14 protein-coding genes are annotated in these 14070 nt (G+C 59.3%); 3 read left to right on the forward strand and 11 right to left on the reverse strand.

Annotated features, from left to right (window positions below):
* The first annotated feature begins 52 nt into the window (after positions 1–52).
* On the forward strand, positions 53–757 hold the full coding sequence (locus CRX69_RS02995) for a hypothetical protein (protein ID WP_047227441.1): 705 nt from the start codon (positions 53–55) through the stop codon (positions 755–757).
* A gap of 224 nt (positions 758–981) precedes the next feature.
* On the opposite strand, the gene CRX69_RS03000 is transcribed toward CRX69_RS02995, so the two are convergent.
* On the reverse strand, positions 982–1743 hold the full coding sequence (locus CRX69_RS03000) for a hypothetical protein (RefSeq protein ID WP_107321502.1): 762 nt from the start codon (positions 1741–1743) through the stop codon (positions 982–984).
* Positions 1737–2882 (reverse strand): hypothetical protein, encoded by a 1146-nt coding sequence (locus tag CRX69_RS03005; RefSeq protein ID WP_107321503.1) that lies wholly within the window; start codon positions 2880–2882, stop codon positions 1737–1739. The genes CRX69_RS03000 and CRX69_RS03005 overlap by 7 nt, the downstream gene beginning before the upstream one ends.
* 265 nt (positions 2883–3147) lie before the next feature.
* Here CRX69_RS03005 and CRX69_RS03010 point away from each other — a divergent pair, with 265 nt between their 5' ends.
* Entirely contained in the window at positions 3148–3693 is a 546-nt protein-coding gene (locus tag CRX69_RS03010) for a DUF4256 domain-containing protein (protein ID WP_107321504.1), read from the forward strand.
* 69 nt (positions 3694–3762) lie between these two features.
* On the opposite strand, the gene CRX69_RS03015 is transcribed toward CRX69_RS03010, so the two are convergent.
* Entirely contained in the window at positions 3763–4161 is a 399-nt protein-coding gene (locus CRX69_RS03015; protein WP_047227447.1) for a DUF488 domain-containing protein, read from the reverse strand.
* A gap of 231 nt (positions 4162–4392) precedes the next feature.
* On the opposite strand from CRX69_RS03015, the gene CRX69_RS03020 reads away from it, so the two are divergent.
* Entirely contained in the window at positions 4393–5100 is a 708-nt protein-coding gene (locus tag CRX69_RS03020) for a class I SAM-dependent methyltransferase (protein WP_107321505.1), read from the forward strand.
* 109 nt (positions 5101–5209) lie between these two features.
* On the opposite strand, the gene CRX69_RS03025 is transcribed toward CRX69_RS03020, so the two are convergent.
* From CRX69_RS03025 to argH, 8 genes are all read right to left on the reverse strand, one after another.
* Complete coding sequence (locus CRX69_RS03025; RefSeq protein ID WP_107321506.1) at positions 5210–6406, reverse strand: MFS transporter; 1197 nt, start codon at positions 6404–6406, stop codon at positions 5210–5212.
* Positions 6407–6553: 147 nt separating this feature from the next.
* On the reverse strand, positions 6554–7903 hold the full coding sequence (locus CRX69_RS03030; RefSeq protein ID WP_107321507.1) for an MmgE/PrpD family protein: 1350 nt from the start codon (positions 7901–7903) through the stop codon (positions 6554–6556).
* The gene (locus CRX69_RS03035; RefSeq protein ID WP_107321508.1) at positions 7900–8787 is read right to left on the reverse strand and encodes a polysaccharide deacetylase family protein; all 888 of its coding nucleotides are present in this window, start codon (positions 8785–8787) and stop codon (positions 7900–7902) included. The genes CRX69_RS03030 and CRX69_RS03035 overlap by 4 nt, the downstream gene beginning before the upstream one ends.
* Entirely contained in the window at positions 8780–9628 is an 849-nt protein-coding gene (locus CRX69_RS03040; RefSeq protein ID WP_107321509.1) for a polysaccharide deacetylase family protein, read from the reverse strand. The genes CRX69_RS03035 and CRX69_RS03040 overlap by 8 nt, the downstream gene beginning before the upstream one ends.
* A 148-nt stretch (positions 9629–9776) precedes the next feature.
* Positions 9777–10601 carry an ABC transporter substrate-binding protein gene (locus CRX69_RS03045; protein WP_107321510.1) on the reverse strand — a complete coding sequence of 275 codons (825 nt, stop codon included), beginning with the start codon at positions 10599–10601 and terminating at the stop codon, positions 9777–9779.
* 39 nt (positions 10602–10640) lie between these two features.
* Positions 10641–11405, reverse strand: coding sequence for an amino acid ABC transporter ATP-binding protein (locus CRX69_RS03050; RefSeq protein WP_107321511.1), 765 nt, complete (start codon positions 11403–11405; stop codon positions 10641–10643).
* Between the two features lie 10 nt (positions 11406–11415).
* Positions 11416–12294: an amino acid ABC transporter permease gene (locus CRX69_RS03055; RefSeq protein ID WP_107321512.1), complete on the reverse strand. Its 879-nt coding sequence runs from the start codon at positions 12292–12294 to the stop codon at positions 11416–11418.
* Between the two features lie 90 nt (positions 12295–12384).
* Complete coding sequence (gene argH, locus CRX69_RS03060; RefSeq protein WP_107321513.1) at positions 12385–13812, reverse strand: argininosuccinate lyase; 1428 nt, start codon at positions 13810–13812, stop codon at positions 12385–12387.
* Positions 13813–14070 lie beyond the last annotated feature (258 nt).

Below are 14070 nucleotides of genomic sequence, written 5' to 3' on the forward strand. Positions count from 1 at the left end.
GGCTCGCGAAGACGCCAACCCATCCACCACGAATATCCGGACACACCGCCTCATGATGAAATGGTTCAAGACCCTCACCCGCACAGATGGAATTGCGACGCTCGCCTTACTCGTCTCCATTGCATCCGCTTTCTTCAGTTACCAGCAATATCAGGACAGTGTCGCCAGCCGCAGGACTCCGATCATCATCCGGGTCGGCGCCGAACACAGCAAGGTGTCGTTCTACAAGGCCTATAAAGATGATCAGGACGTACTCTTCAAACAGCGCTACAAAATCATCCTCACCAACAACAGCTTCAACCCGGAAAGCGTCATCGATTGGCGAATATGGGAGCGCAGGGAAGAAGGCGGTGGGGAATACGCTGGTATGAAATACAAGCTGCTGGATTCGACGGGCACACCCATGACCTTGCCTTTCCTGATCGCCGCGAAAGAAAGCAAGGTGGTCTTCCTGGATGTCGGCCAGAAGGTCACGCCAGAGGCATGGGCAATGGTGGAGCAACGTGTGAGCCTTGATAAGGAGATGGACTGGTTCGAAGCTGACAGGATTTTTGCCGACGCGGGCTATCCGCTGTTCGGGCAACTCACGCCCGGGGAAAGCTCCAGGTATCAAGGTCTGCAAGTTAACCGTTGGCTGGCCGGTCCTGCTTATCAGGAGTTTCAGTTGAACTTCAGCAAGGCTGATGGTTATGAGGTGGCTGCGAAGTTGTCGTTGAATGTCAGTGATATTTATCCACAGGGGGAGGCGGAGCGTTAGGTTGGGGCATCGAACGTTAAATCCCAGTTTGGGATGTGCACAAATCGAAGGAGCATCTACTTTCAATCACCAGAGGCGTGTCGTGCTCTGACTTAGATGTTCGTCTCCAACCGTTCGAGCCTTTGGTGACAATAAGTTCGGGATGACGCTCGAGGACATGCCCTACGTCGTAACAACTTTCTCGCACGCTATCAATACATCTGATAGCGTGCAAAAAACATGATTCAAGTGAGGCGGAAGGCTTCTTCAATCGTCTTGATCAAACGGTGGCCATCTACACCTTTGTAGGCTTGGGGATTTGACGCCAGCTCAGCAGGCACTTGGTCAAGAAAGCTCTTCAAATCGCGCGCCAGCCGTTCCGGTAGCTGGGCCATTCCTTCGGTGAGACCGACGGTCAGTACGATCACATCCCTAAAGTGTTTTTTGATATCGCGACTGTCTACTGGAATACCTTGCTCAAGCTGCGCCTTCTTGTTAAGCCAGGCATGGGCTTTGAGGGGAACGAGCCGGTCGGCACCAATGTGGCTGATATCCAGGGTGTGATCGACGCCGTCCAGAAGAAAGGCGTAGTACTCGTCATCAAGAATGATCGCAGATAGGCTGGCGGCTTGCTCCTCCACGGGGACTTTGGTCATTCTGGCCGCTTCTTCGTGCTCGAGGCCATCCGGGAGACGGGAAAACAGCTCGACCTGAACGGGAAAGGATTTGTCCTCCGGATTTTGAAAACGATAAAAACCCGGGGAGTCTCCATCGCTGTCGCCATTCTGGCGAATGGCATAGCCGCCGTCCTTGATGAACTTCCAGAACTGCCCGACGAACGCACGATCAAGTGCCTCGACGACCAGGACGATATCCAGGTCCTTGGTCAGTCGAAACTCTTCACCCAGTTCCTCCATAGCAATCGAGGCCGCCACACCACCGATCAGAACGTAGCTGCCCTGGAAGTCCCTGAAATACTCTCGAAACCGGTCGACACCCACTACCATTTCACGTTCTCCATCATTTCATCCAGACACATTTGCACGCGTTCATCATGGTCATCCTTGAGGCTCAGATAGAGAGAGAAGGGGTCTACCGTCCCCGTGGCGAAGTTGCTGCGTGGTGGCTCATAACTCCAAAACTGAATGCAACACGCTGCATGGTTTTGGGGCACTTCAAGGTAGGGCGCCGTGGTCTCGAGTTTCGATTTGGCCGTTTTCGTAGTTGAGCCCCAAGCGCCGAATTCCTCCCCGTAGGCCGCATTCTTTTCAGTTTGAGCATGCTCCCGAATATGCTCGAACTGCGCTGCCGTCATCGCATAGCAAGGGACTTTTGGGCCGGCGAGAAGACTCATTTCAGCCAGGGCCGTTTCTCCGGCCAGCAACATTGGGGTGTCGTCAAAAACCTGGGGAATTGCATTGAGCCAAAGTGCTTTTTTGACCGGCGTACGCATGGACTCCTTGGCCATCTCCCAAGTCTCCCTGGGGGACAAGTGAAACAGGATCGCGGCCTCACCCATTTCCTTTCCAGGCTTAACAATGTCCAAGTCGGTCAGTTCCTTGATCGCTCTGCTGACGGTCATTTTCGCGTAGGTAAAGGACTTCTCGAAGGTTGCGCGAGTGGTCAGGAGCTGGTGGTGCCATCCCTTGATCAGAAATTGAATCAGCATGGCTTGGGTGGCGGGGCTCAGGACCTGAGGTTTTTCCAGGCGCTGGCGGTAATACTCACGCAAATCCATACCAAAGGCCGGAAGAAAAAGCTGATTGCCCGGCACGATGAACTGGACGCCTTTCTCCACCAGTCGCTTGCGGTCATAGCTCGGAAGCGTGTCGGTGACGAAAATCATCAGGTCGCCGGTATCGGGCAACTTGTTGGATGCCTGCAAGTTGTGGATGGCCTGGATATGCTTGGCGACATCCGCAACGCTGGCTTCACGCTGTGGACGTTCCTTGAGAATGAGGCAGCCGGCCCCGAAGATTTCTGTGACAAAAAATTCGTAGCGGTCACGCAATGCATACGGAAGGATCTTGACGTGCTCCCACGGTTTCAAGCGCAGCTTCAGGCCTAGCACGTTCTCTACGTAGACTTTGAGCTCGATCAGATCACGCCTTTCGGAGAGCTCATGGTCTTGGCGGATAGCAGTCATGGTCATTTTTCCGTATCACGATTTCAACACGGTATCAGACGTTGTGATAGCGTGCAAAATTCTTGATATTATTCGATAAATGTTGGCGCCTAGAGTAACGAGGGGGGTAACCATTCAGTCGCGCCCCAACCTCGTGGCGAGTTCATGTGCAGGGGAAAATCGGGTTGAGCATCGCCACGTATCATGGTTTTTGACCTCACGCCTCAATGGGTTGCTACGCTGGTACTGGTGAGATTTGGAACCGACCACCCACGGACCCAAAACGATGAAAAAACAAGATCAGGAAAACCTCCTCAAAACCCTGAAAACCCGCTTCGAACAAAACCCCCAGCGCCACCCAAACTTCCCCTGGGCCGACGTCCAAACCAGGCTCGAAGCCAACCCCAACGCCCTGAAATCCCTTCAGGCCATGGAAACCACCGGCGGCGAACCCGACGTCATCGACCAGAATAAAGAGACCGGTCTCATCACCTTCTGCGATTGCGCCAATGAAAGCCCGACGGGCCGCCGAAGCCTCTGCTACGACCGCGCCGCCCTGGACGCACGCAAGGAAAACAAACCCAAAGGCAGTGCCATGGAAATGGCCGAAGAAATGGGCATCGCCCTGCTGACTGAAGACCAGTACCGAGCCTTGCAGCAGCTTGGCGAGTTTGATGCCAAAACGTCCAGTTGGCTGGCAACACCCCCTGAACTTCGCGCCCTCGGCGGTGCGCTATTCGGTGACTATCGTTATGAACGGGTGTTCGTTTATCACAATGGTGTGCAGTCGTATTACGCGGCGCGAGGGTTTCGCGGCGTGCTGTGCATTTAAGCAAACCTGTGGCGAGGGAGCTTGCCCCCGCTGGGCTGCGCAGCGGCCCCAAAACCATCCTGCCGCCCATCAGAACTCCCCACCCAAATAACAAACCGGCGAACTCCCCTCCGCCCGCTTCTCCACCTCATCCTCCAACCATTCAGCCAACACCACGGCATTGTTCTCGACCGTGGACTTGGCGGCATATACCAGAGTGAGATTGCCGCCCCGCGCAACATCCACCAACCGCCACCAACACTGCGGCCGCGCAGCCAACTCCTTGCGATAGGCCACCTTGAACTGCTCAAACGAAACCGCCCCCGCTTTGAACGCCTTGCGCAGCTCATGAGAAGGCGCCACCTCCGGCAGCCACTGCGCGATGGGGAGTTCGTCCTTGCGACAATTACGCGGCCATAGACGGTCCACCAGAACCCGTACGCCGTCCTCGGTGCTGGCTGCTTCGTAGGCTCGTTTGCAGTGGATCATGGGGCCTGCCTGTGGGAGAGGGGACAGCGTCAGAATAGGCCGAGGTCAGTGATCGGGTTGAGTCCCCCCTCGCAACCTGCTGAGATAATCCTAATATCAATGCTCGACTGGGGTCCTGGGAAGTGCTGATCCACAGCATGGCGGCCGCAAAGGTGTGGGGCTTGACAGGTCTGGGATACTGAAAGCAGTACCGCGGTTACGCGATGCGTCTATCACGACACAAGGTGCCCTATGCGCAGTGAAGACCTCAAGATATTGTTCGACCAGCAAGCTGTCAGCTACGACAAGCAATGGGAAAGGATGGCGCCGATTCGCGCCGCCCTCTATTTGCTGCTCGAATCTCAGTTCGCCGGCCTGCCGGAAAATGCCCGGATACTCTGCGTCGGCGTTGGCACGGGGGCGGAACTTGCCCATCTGGCGGAGCGCTTCCCCGGCTGGCATTTCACTGCTGTCGACCCTTCGGGCGCTATGCTTGATGTCTGTCGTCAGAGGGCCGTTCAGCATGGCTTTCTCGCGCGCTGCCATTTTCACGAAGGCTACCTGGATACGCTCGTCGCCGAGGCCAGCTACGACGCGGCTACCTGCTTGCTGGTCTCCCAATTCTTGTTGGAAGAAGATGCCCGCACCAGGTTCTTTCGCGAAATAGCCCAGCGCCTTAAACCCCACGGAATATTGGCGAACGCCGACCTCGCCTCTGATACCGAATCGCCTGCCTATGAGGCGCTGTTACGCAGTTGGATGACATTGATGTCCTCCGACGGTCTTCAGCCAGAAGTGCTGGAGCGAGCGCGTATTGCTTACGCCAGAGATGTTGCGATCCTGCCTGCGCAACAGGTCGCGAGCCTTATCAAGGCCGCCGGGTTTGACGCCCCTGTACAGTTCTTTCAGACGGGATTGATGCACGGATGGGTCTGTACGCGGCGAGCACATCTGGAGTGAGTTAGAGACATTTTCATAAGCGTGCGTAGATGACGGGTAGGGCCTTGAAGACTGAGCGGGTGGAGCGAGGCGCGGTGTGCCGTTCGTTACGGATGCTGACTCATTCATATTAATGCTGCTTGTTTGCACAATTTTGCTGTAGCGCGACTCGCCGCCCACTCATGAAGCACAGTGTGCCGCCCAGCGCCGTCAACAAGCTCAAGGCATAGAACATCGTCGGCGCTGGGGTGTGCATGAGCAGGAAGCCGCAGATCACCGGGCTCAACGCGCCGCCCAGGGCCGCGAGGTTCTGCGCGCCGTAGTAGCTGCCGCGCAGTTCTTCCGGTGCCAGGGTGTCAACGAAGAGGAATTCGGCAGGGTAAATGATCATCTCACCGAGGGTGAAAATGAACATCGCCACGCACCAGGACACCAGGCTGTCGGCCAGGCTGAAGCCGATCAGACCGAGGATGAATAGGCTGGTGCCACCGGCGATCCAGTAGCGCAGCTGTTCGCGCTTGAGAAAGCGGCCGATCTGGTATTGCAGCAGGATCACGGCAATCGCATTGCAGGCGAGCAGGGCCGCCATGGTTTGCAGCGCGCGCTGGGAGTCCTCGACCACCAGCAGGTATTGCGACAGGTACAGGGTAAAACGCCCGTGGACCACGGTACTGAGCAGGCAGCCGCAGGTGAACATGATCAGCGTGCGGTCGTTTTTCAGGGTCACCAGGGTCTTGAGAAAACTCTGTGGCTGACCGATCGCGGGGGCCGGGGCCGAGTCGCTGGGAATGCCGCTCATCAGGAAGATGCTGCCGAAAGCGATGGCGCCGGCAATCAAGAACGGTGCAATCGGGTACACCCCGGCAATCACCACGCCGAGCATCGGGCCGGTGGCGTAGCCGATATTGGTAAGGGTGTAGCGTAAGGAAAACGCCTTGGCCCGCTGGCCCACGGGCAGGTTTTCGCTGAGGATCGCTTTGGAACCGATCAGGAACAGGGCCGACGCGGTTTCGGTGATCACCAGGGTCAGGGTAGTCAGGTAGAGGTTCTGGGCGAAAGTTAGCAGTACGAATCCGATGGCGCTGGAGAGCATGGTCAGGATCAGTAACCGGCGTTTCTCCAGGCGATCGATGATGTAGCCACCGTAGAGCGCGAGCAGGGTGGCAATGAACACCGCGATGCCCAGCAACAAACCGACGTCCTGTTGGTTGAGACCGAGTTTGTTGCTCAGGAACAGGGTGAGCAACGGGCTGGTAATGGCGCGGCTGACGACGATAGTCAGTGAAACGATCATCAGGCGGCGGATGACGAGCGAGTAAGTGGCCACGGTGGGGCAGATGTCCTTATTCCAGTTTTTAGCGTTTGTTTGCGCCGAGGCACTGCCATCGCGAGCAGGCTCGCTTCCACAGGGGAAGGTAATTCAATTGTGGGAGCGAGCCTGCTCGCGATAACGCCCGATCAGGCAATAAAAGTTTCAACCCAACCACCGTTCGAGCAGTCCAACCGACTCCAGCGTTTCCAGCCGCGCTAGTTGCCCCAGCAACGCCTCGGCCTGCACCCGCGGCATCACTCGCTCCGCCAGGCTGAAAAATTTCTGCTCCAGCGCCGCATCGCTCAACGGATTGGCTGGCGCACCCAAGGGCGGATCGACGCACAGCCGCGCCTGCCGACCGTCCACGGTCCGCACGCAGACCACGGGTTCGCCATCCTCTGACCGTCGCGGGTCAACTTCAAGGCGAATGCGCGACAGCCAGCGGTCAATCCGCGGGTCGCGGCGCGCGGTCTCGTCATAGGCTTCAAGTCCGCAATGCCCGTGTACCAGCCGCGCCGCCAGGGCGTAAGGCAGGCTCATCTGCGCTGCCGGCAGCGTGCTGACATCCTGGCCACCGCACATGTCCTGTAGAAACCCGCACAACGACACCTGAATGTCTTCGACCTGATCGGCGCCGACTTGCAACTGATCCAGCAGCAACCCCAGCGCATCGATGGCCGAATGGGTGCCACGGCACGAGGCATAGGGCTTGATCGAGCAGCGGGCGAGTTTCCACACCGATCCGAGATCCGCGTCCAGCGCTTGCGGTTCTGCCGTCGGCCCGGCCAGGGTCTTGAGAAAACCGCCCCAGACGTCATCAAACAGCCTGGCCGGCCCGGTGATGCCCTGCTGGGCAAATCGCGCGGCCAGCAATCCTCCTTCAGCCGCACGACCGCTGTGCAGCTTCTTGCTTTGCGAACCGTCATGGATGAACGCCCACAAGCCGCCGCTGAAACTGCCCGCAATGCCAAGCGCAGCGAGCGTTTGCCCGGCGTCCAGTCTCAGGATGCGCGCACTGGCGGCTGCTGCGCCGAACACCCCGCAGGTGGCAGTGGAATGCCACCCCGCGCCGTTGTGCGCCGAATAGCCGCCGCAGGCTTCGAGCACCCGGCGACCGACTTCATAGCCAAGCACCACGGCCGTGATCAGCTCACGACCGTTGACCGTTCCGGGCGCCATCGACACCGCGGCCATCACCGCCGGTAGGACCACCGCTCCGGAGTGGTCGCAGCCACCGGTGTCGTCCAGTTCCAGCGCATGGGCGGCGACGCCGTTGAGCATTGCCGTCTGGGCGGCGCCGAGTCGCAGGTTGGTGCCCCAGACCAGGCTGTTGCCGGTTTCGCCCTCGAAGACCTGACGTGCCTGCCGTGCGACGTCGCTGTCCGCGCCGGCCAATGCCGCTCCGAACGTATCGAGGATGTGCCGTTTGGCCTGCGCCACCAGCGCCGCAGGCAAGTCTTCGAAGCGAGTGTCGACGCAGAACTGCGCCAGTCGCTGCAGGCGCTCGGTCATAGCAGGTAGTCCCGATAGTGCCGCTCGTACACCGAGGCGGGGTGATCGCCGGCCGTTGGCAGCGCCGAGTCCGCCCACCATTGGGCGACTTCGCAACCTCGGGCGATCCATACATCATCGTGCTGCTGGATGCCCCGCAGCAGCTCGCGCAACACGCCGATTCGCCCCGGCGTACCGATGATCTCGGGATGCAGGCGCAGCACGTAACACAGGCCGAAGCGGTGAAACCCGGCGAAGTCCATTTGCAGATTGCCCAGAGTGTGACTGTAGGAAGCGATCCGCGATTGCGCAGGTGGCACCGCCGGGCTCAGGTTGAAGGCGAAGTAGGGCTCGTCCTCCAGTTCATAGTGCAACGGCAGTTCGATAATCCCGGGTGCGGTAGGGTGAGCGAAAGGCAAATCATCGCCACGCCATGACGACGACCAGCTTATGCCGTGTTCGCCCAAGGCCTCGATGAACCCCGGTGCGCCATTGCCGGCGGGGATGCGAAAACCGCTGGGGCGCTGGCCGGTCAGCGCCTGCAACGCTGCACACCCTCGGGCGATTTCGTCACGCTGCTGCGCCAGGTCGAGAGTGTCGTAGTTGCAGTGGCGATAACCGGCGCAGGCAATCTCGTGCCCGCCTGCTTGAATCGCCTGGATGTGTTGCGGGTTTTTTTCGGCAACGATGCCGGGAATGAACCAACTGCTGCACACCTTCAGTTCGTCGAACAGCCCCAGCAGGCGCTCGACACCTCGTTGTGTGCCGTAACGCCACACGGACAGGGTCTTGTCGCGCCCGGCGACTTCCGGGGCCTGGGTGAGAATGCCGTGGATGTCGTTGTAATCGACCGTCAACACGACAGCGCAGCGGTAGCCCTGGGGCCAGAAAACCGAATCAGCCATGGTGATGCTCCTTGAGCCACCACTGCGCGACATCGCGGCAGGTGGCAAACCACACGTCGTTGCGCTGGCGCATGTGCCCGAAGAGTTTTTCCAGCAGCAGGATGCGTCCCGGCTTGCCGGTGATCTTGGGGTGGAACAGGGTGGTCAGGCACAAGCCTTCATTCATGGCACCGTCGTATTCGCGACACCAGTTGTCCAGGGTCAGCTCATAGCTGGCGGTGCGATCCAGCCCTGACGGAAAATCCGGCGCGCGGGTATAAGCCAGTGAGGCGTAGTCATCCATCTCCCAGCGACCGGGGATCTCCACCAGGGGCGTGTCAAAACCTGGCACCTTCACCAGGTACGGGCGGTCATCGCCACGCATGCTGCTGGAATAGGTCACGCCGGCCTCGACCAGCATCGCCGGGGTCTCGGCGCGCCAGTCGCCGGAGGGGGTGCGAAAGCCTTCGGCGCGGATGTTCAAGTGGTTCCAGAACACCTCGCGGCAGCGCTTCATCACGTCCTTCTGCTGTTCCAGCGTCAGGGCGTAAAAGGATTCGTGCTTGTAGCCGTGGTACGCCACCTCATGCCCGCGCTCGACAATCGCCTGGCACTGCTTTGGCCAGTTCTCAACGACCCAGGCCGGGACGAAGAAGGTGGTCGGGATGCCGAAGGCGTCGAGCAGATCGAGCAGTCGCGGCAGCGCCCGGTAAGGACCATAACCGCCAAATCCGAAATACTCAGGCTTGTGCCAGATCGAGCCGTTGAGCATGGCATCGCCGGTGGGGCCGTCGAGGTCGAAGGCCAGGGCGAGGCAGGCTTTGTGCGGCGCCGGCCAGGTGGGTTGGGGTGAGGAGGACATCGTGGTGCTCCAGCTATTTCATAGGTAAAGCCCAATCCGTGGGGGAGCGAGCCTGCTCGCGATGGCGTATCAGCGCACCCGTGTCGACTGACACACCATCGCGAGCAGGCTCGCTCCCACAACAAACGGACAGGCTTGTTCCTTGCGGTTACTTCCCGGCGTTAATGGTCGCCGTCTTGATCGCGCCCAGCTCCAGCTCCCACTTCTTCAGGATCGCCTGGTAGCTGCCGTCGTCGATCATGCTCTGCAGTGCGACTTTCACCGCTTCGCTCAGCTCAGGTTTTTTCTTGCTGACGCCCAGGCCGGTGAACTGCGACGAGATCGGCAGGCCCACGGTCTTGTACATGTCCTTTTCCTGGGTCTTGAGGTACGGCAGGGTTTCGCTGCCTTGCATCGCCGCGTCGATACGGCTCTGGCGCAGTTGCGCACGGGCGTCGGCGGAGCCTTCGGTGCCCACCACGTTGATCGCCGGTTTACCCGCCGCTTCGCAGTTGGCCTTGCTCCACTCGGCGATTTCCGTAGGGAAGGTGGTGCGGCGGCTGGTGCCGACTTTCTTGCCGCACAGGTCGATGATCTCGTTGATGTCTTTGTTCTTTTGCAGGGTGTAGAACTGCGGACCGCTGGTGAAGTAGTCAACGAAGGTCACGCTGGCCTGACGTTCGGCGGTGTCGGTCATGCCCGACAGCACCATGTCGACGCGGTCGGTGGTGAGCGCGTTGATCATTTGTTCGAAGCCAGTTTCCTGCCATTTGATCTTGATGCCCAAGCGTTCGGCCAAGGCGTTGCCCAGGTCATAGTCCAGGCCGGTCAACTGGTTGGTGGCCGGGTCCTTGAAATCCATCGGCGGATAGTTCGGCATGATCGCGACGACGATCTCGCCCTTGTCCTTGATGCTGGCCGGCAGTTCGGCGGCGAAGCTGAAGCTGGAGGCCATCAAGCCTGCGAGTACTGCTGGGATTACGAAGTTCTTCATGGTCGTTCTCTTTTGAGTGTTGTGAGCGCCAAAGGGCGCTTAGGTTCGAACGGCAGAAATGAAGCTTTGGGTGCGAGGGTTTTGCGGACTTATTAGTATTTCTTCGGGGCTTCCAGCCTCCACGATCTGCCCGCCGTCCATGAACACCATGCGATTGGAAACCTCGCGAGCGAAGCCCAGTTCATGGGTGACGACGATCATGGTCATGCCGGTCTGCGCGAGGTCGCGCATCACCGACAGCACCTCACCGACCAGTTCCGGGTCGAGTGCCGAAGTGGGTTCATCGAACAACATCAGCTTGGGGCGCATGGCCAATGCACGCGCAATGGCGACGCGTTGCTGCTGGCCACCCGAAAGTTCGATCGGGTAGCTGTTGCGCTTGTCGGTCAGGCCGACGCGGGCGAGCAATTCCAGGGCTTCTTCATTTGCCTCTTTGGGCGAACGCTTGAGCACCTGGCATGGCCCTTCGATGATGTTTTGCAGCACAGTCATGTGCGGAAACAGGTTGAAACGCTGGAACACCATGCCGGTGGACAGACGTTGACGGGCGATCTGGGACTCGTTGAGTTCGTGCAGTTTGTTGCCGACGATGCGGTAACCCACCAGTTCGCCATCGACCCACAGGCCACCCTTGTCGATCTTTTCCAGTTGGTTGACGCAACGCAGCAAGGTGCTTTTACCGGAACCGGACGGGCCGATGATGCACAGCACTTCACCTTGCTCGACTTCGATGTTGATGTCTTTGAGCGCGTGGAACTGGTCGTAATACTTATTCAGACTCACGGCCTTGACGATGCTTCTCATGTAGGGCTCCTCAAGAACGCTTGCCGGCGCCGCGAGCGAAACGACGCTCCAGACGGCTTTGACCAAAGGACAGGACGGTGACGGTGGCCAGGTACCAGATACCCGCGACGATCAGCAGCTCCATCACCCGGGCGTTGGCGTAGTAGATGTTCTGGGCGTTGTAGAGCAGTTCCGAGTACTGGATGACGCTCGCCAGCGAGGTCATTTTCACCATGCCGATAAACTCGTTGCCGACCGGCGGAATGATGATCCGCATCGCCTGCGGCAGGATGATCCGGCGCAGCGCTTGAAGGCGTGGCATGCCAATCGACTTGGCGGCTTCGTACTGCCCGGTGTCCACCGACAACAGGCCGGCGCGCACCACTTCGGCGGTGTAGGCGCCCTGGTTGATGCTCAAGCCCAGGAGGGCGGCCGCGAATGGCGTCATCAGGCTCACGGTGTCCATTTCGAACAGGCCGGGAATGCCGATGGTGGGGAAGATCAGCGCCAGGTTGAACCACAACAGCAGTTGCAGGATCAGCGGCGTGCCGCGAAACAGCCAGGTGTAGGTCACCGCGACGTAACGCAGGATCGGGTTGGCCGACATGCGCATGATCGCCGTGATCACCCCGAACACAATACCCAGCCCCATCGCCAGCACGGCCATGACGATGGTATTGAGCAAGCCCCACATGATCGCTTGGGAGGTGAGGAACTGGCCGATGTACGACCATTCGATCTTGCCTTCGGCAAAGGCGCGCACCAGGCCGATGATCGCTATGAGGATCACGGTGGCGAAAAAAATCCGCCCGTAGTAACGACGTGGCACGTGGTCGTACTGGGTTATATCAAACTGGTTTTCCGCCAGTTTGCGCTCCGCCTGAAGTCGTTCTGCCTGAGTCTGACTCATGTTGTTTCTCCGAACACGGGTATTGCAGGTCAAACACATTTCCTTGCAGGTGCCGGCTTGCCAGCTCCTACCGGGGTTTTGCGTTGTCTATCAGAGGCGGAAGCCCTGATAGTTCTTGGTCCATTCGTGTTGCGCGGCGAGGGCGGTCTTCAACCGGCCGATCTGCTCGCGCACCTGCTGCGGCGCGGTACCACCCCAACCGCTACGGGCAGCGATGGCGGCTTCTAGCGTCAGGCTGTCGCGTACTTCCGGGGTCAGGCGCGGATCGATTTCGGCCAACAGCGCCGGCGAGGCTTCCCACAACTCGATGTCGTGTTTCTCACAGGCTTGAACCAGCGCGCCGGTGATTTCATGGGCTTCCTTGAACGGCACGCCGCGCACCGCCAGCCAGTCGGCCACTTCGGTCGCGAGGGTGAACCCGAGCGGTGCCTGGCGGCGCAACTCTTCAACGTTGACCTTCATGGTCGCGACCATCCCAGCCATGGCGGGCAGGACCAGCAGCAAGGTGTCGACGCTGTCGAGCACGCCGTTCTTGTCTTCGCTCAAGTCGCGGTTGTATGACAGCGGCAGCGATTTCAGGGTAGAGAGCAGACCGGTGAGGTTGCCGATCAGGCGACCTGCCTTGCCCCGGGCCAGTTCGGCAATGTCCGGGTTTTTCTTCTGCGGCATGATTGAGCTACCGGTGGCGTAGGCATCGTCCAGGGCAACCCAGCGAAATTGCCGCGATGACCACAGACAAAATTCTTCGGCAAGGCGGGAAATGTTGATCCCGAGCATGCTGGCAATAAACAGGAATTCGGCGACGTGATCGCGGCTAGCCACCGCATCGATGGAGTTTTCGCAGACGCCGCTGTAACCCATTTCCCTAGCCGACTGCTGCGGCAGGCGCGCGATGGCGGAACCGGCCATGGCGGCGGCGCCGAGTGGCGACAGCGCGGTGCGGATGTCCCAGTCCACCAGTCGTTGCACGTCACGCAGCATCGATTGGGCGTGAGCGAGCAAGTGATGGGCAAAGACGATCGGTTGCGCCTGTTGCAGGTGAGTGAAGCCTGGGCAGATGCTTTCGATGTGTTGTTCGGCCTGATCGACCAGCGCTTGTTGCAAGGCAAGTACTTCGACGGCCAGGGTGCGCACGTGGTCGCGCAGGAACAGACGCAGGTCGTTGGCGGTCTGGTCGTTGCGCGAACGGCCGGCGCGCAGCTTGCCGCCCAATGGGCCGAGGCGCTCGGTCAGCAGGCGTTCGATGAACGTGTGGACGTCTTCGTCATCCAGCGTTGGCGCGATGCTGCCGGCTTTGAAATCAGCGCCGATACCTTCCAGCGCGTCGAGCATGGTGTGGGTTTCCTGCTCGCTCAACAGTCCGGCGCGTTGCAGCTCACGGGCATGGGCCTTGGAGCCGGCGAGGTCGTACGGGGTCAGGCGAAAGTAACGCTCAGGGCAACGGGACAGGGCCGCCAGGGCTTCGGAGGGGCCGCTTTTGAAACGGGCCCCCCAGAGACGTTCGGTGGGTTGAGACATTGTTGTTTTCCTCGTCGGTAAAGCGAACTGAAATGGATGCGAAGAGCCGAGAAGACCCGCCGGAAATAATTCGGGCGTGGTTCGGCCTAAGCAGTTTTCAAGAGGGCAGTTGCAGCGTTGCGAGAGCTGATCGAAGTGTCAGCTTTTAGCAGTTCGAAGTCAGTGAGTTGGCACTGAAGTACGGGGATTATTAGCGGTTGCCAAGCCTGGTTTTCTGTGTTCATTATTATTGGCCAGCTTTATTTTTGTTGTTGGACA

It is taken from the genome of Pseudomonas rhizophila (genome assembly GCF_003033885.1).
GTDB classification, from domain to species: Bacteria; Pseudomonadota; Gammaproteobacteria; order Pseudomonadales; family Pseudomonadaceae; genus Aquipseudomonas; species Aquipseudomonas rhizophila.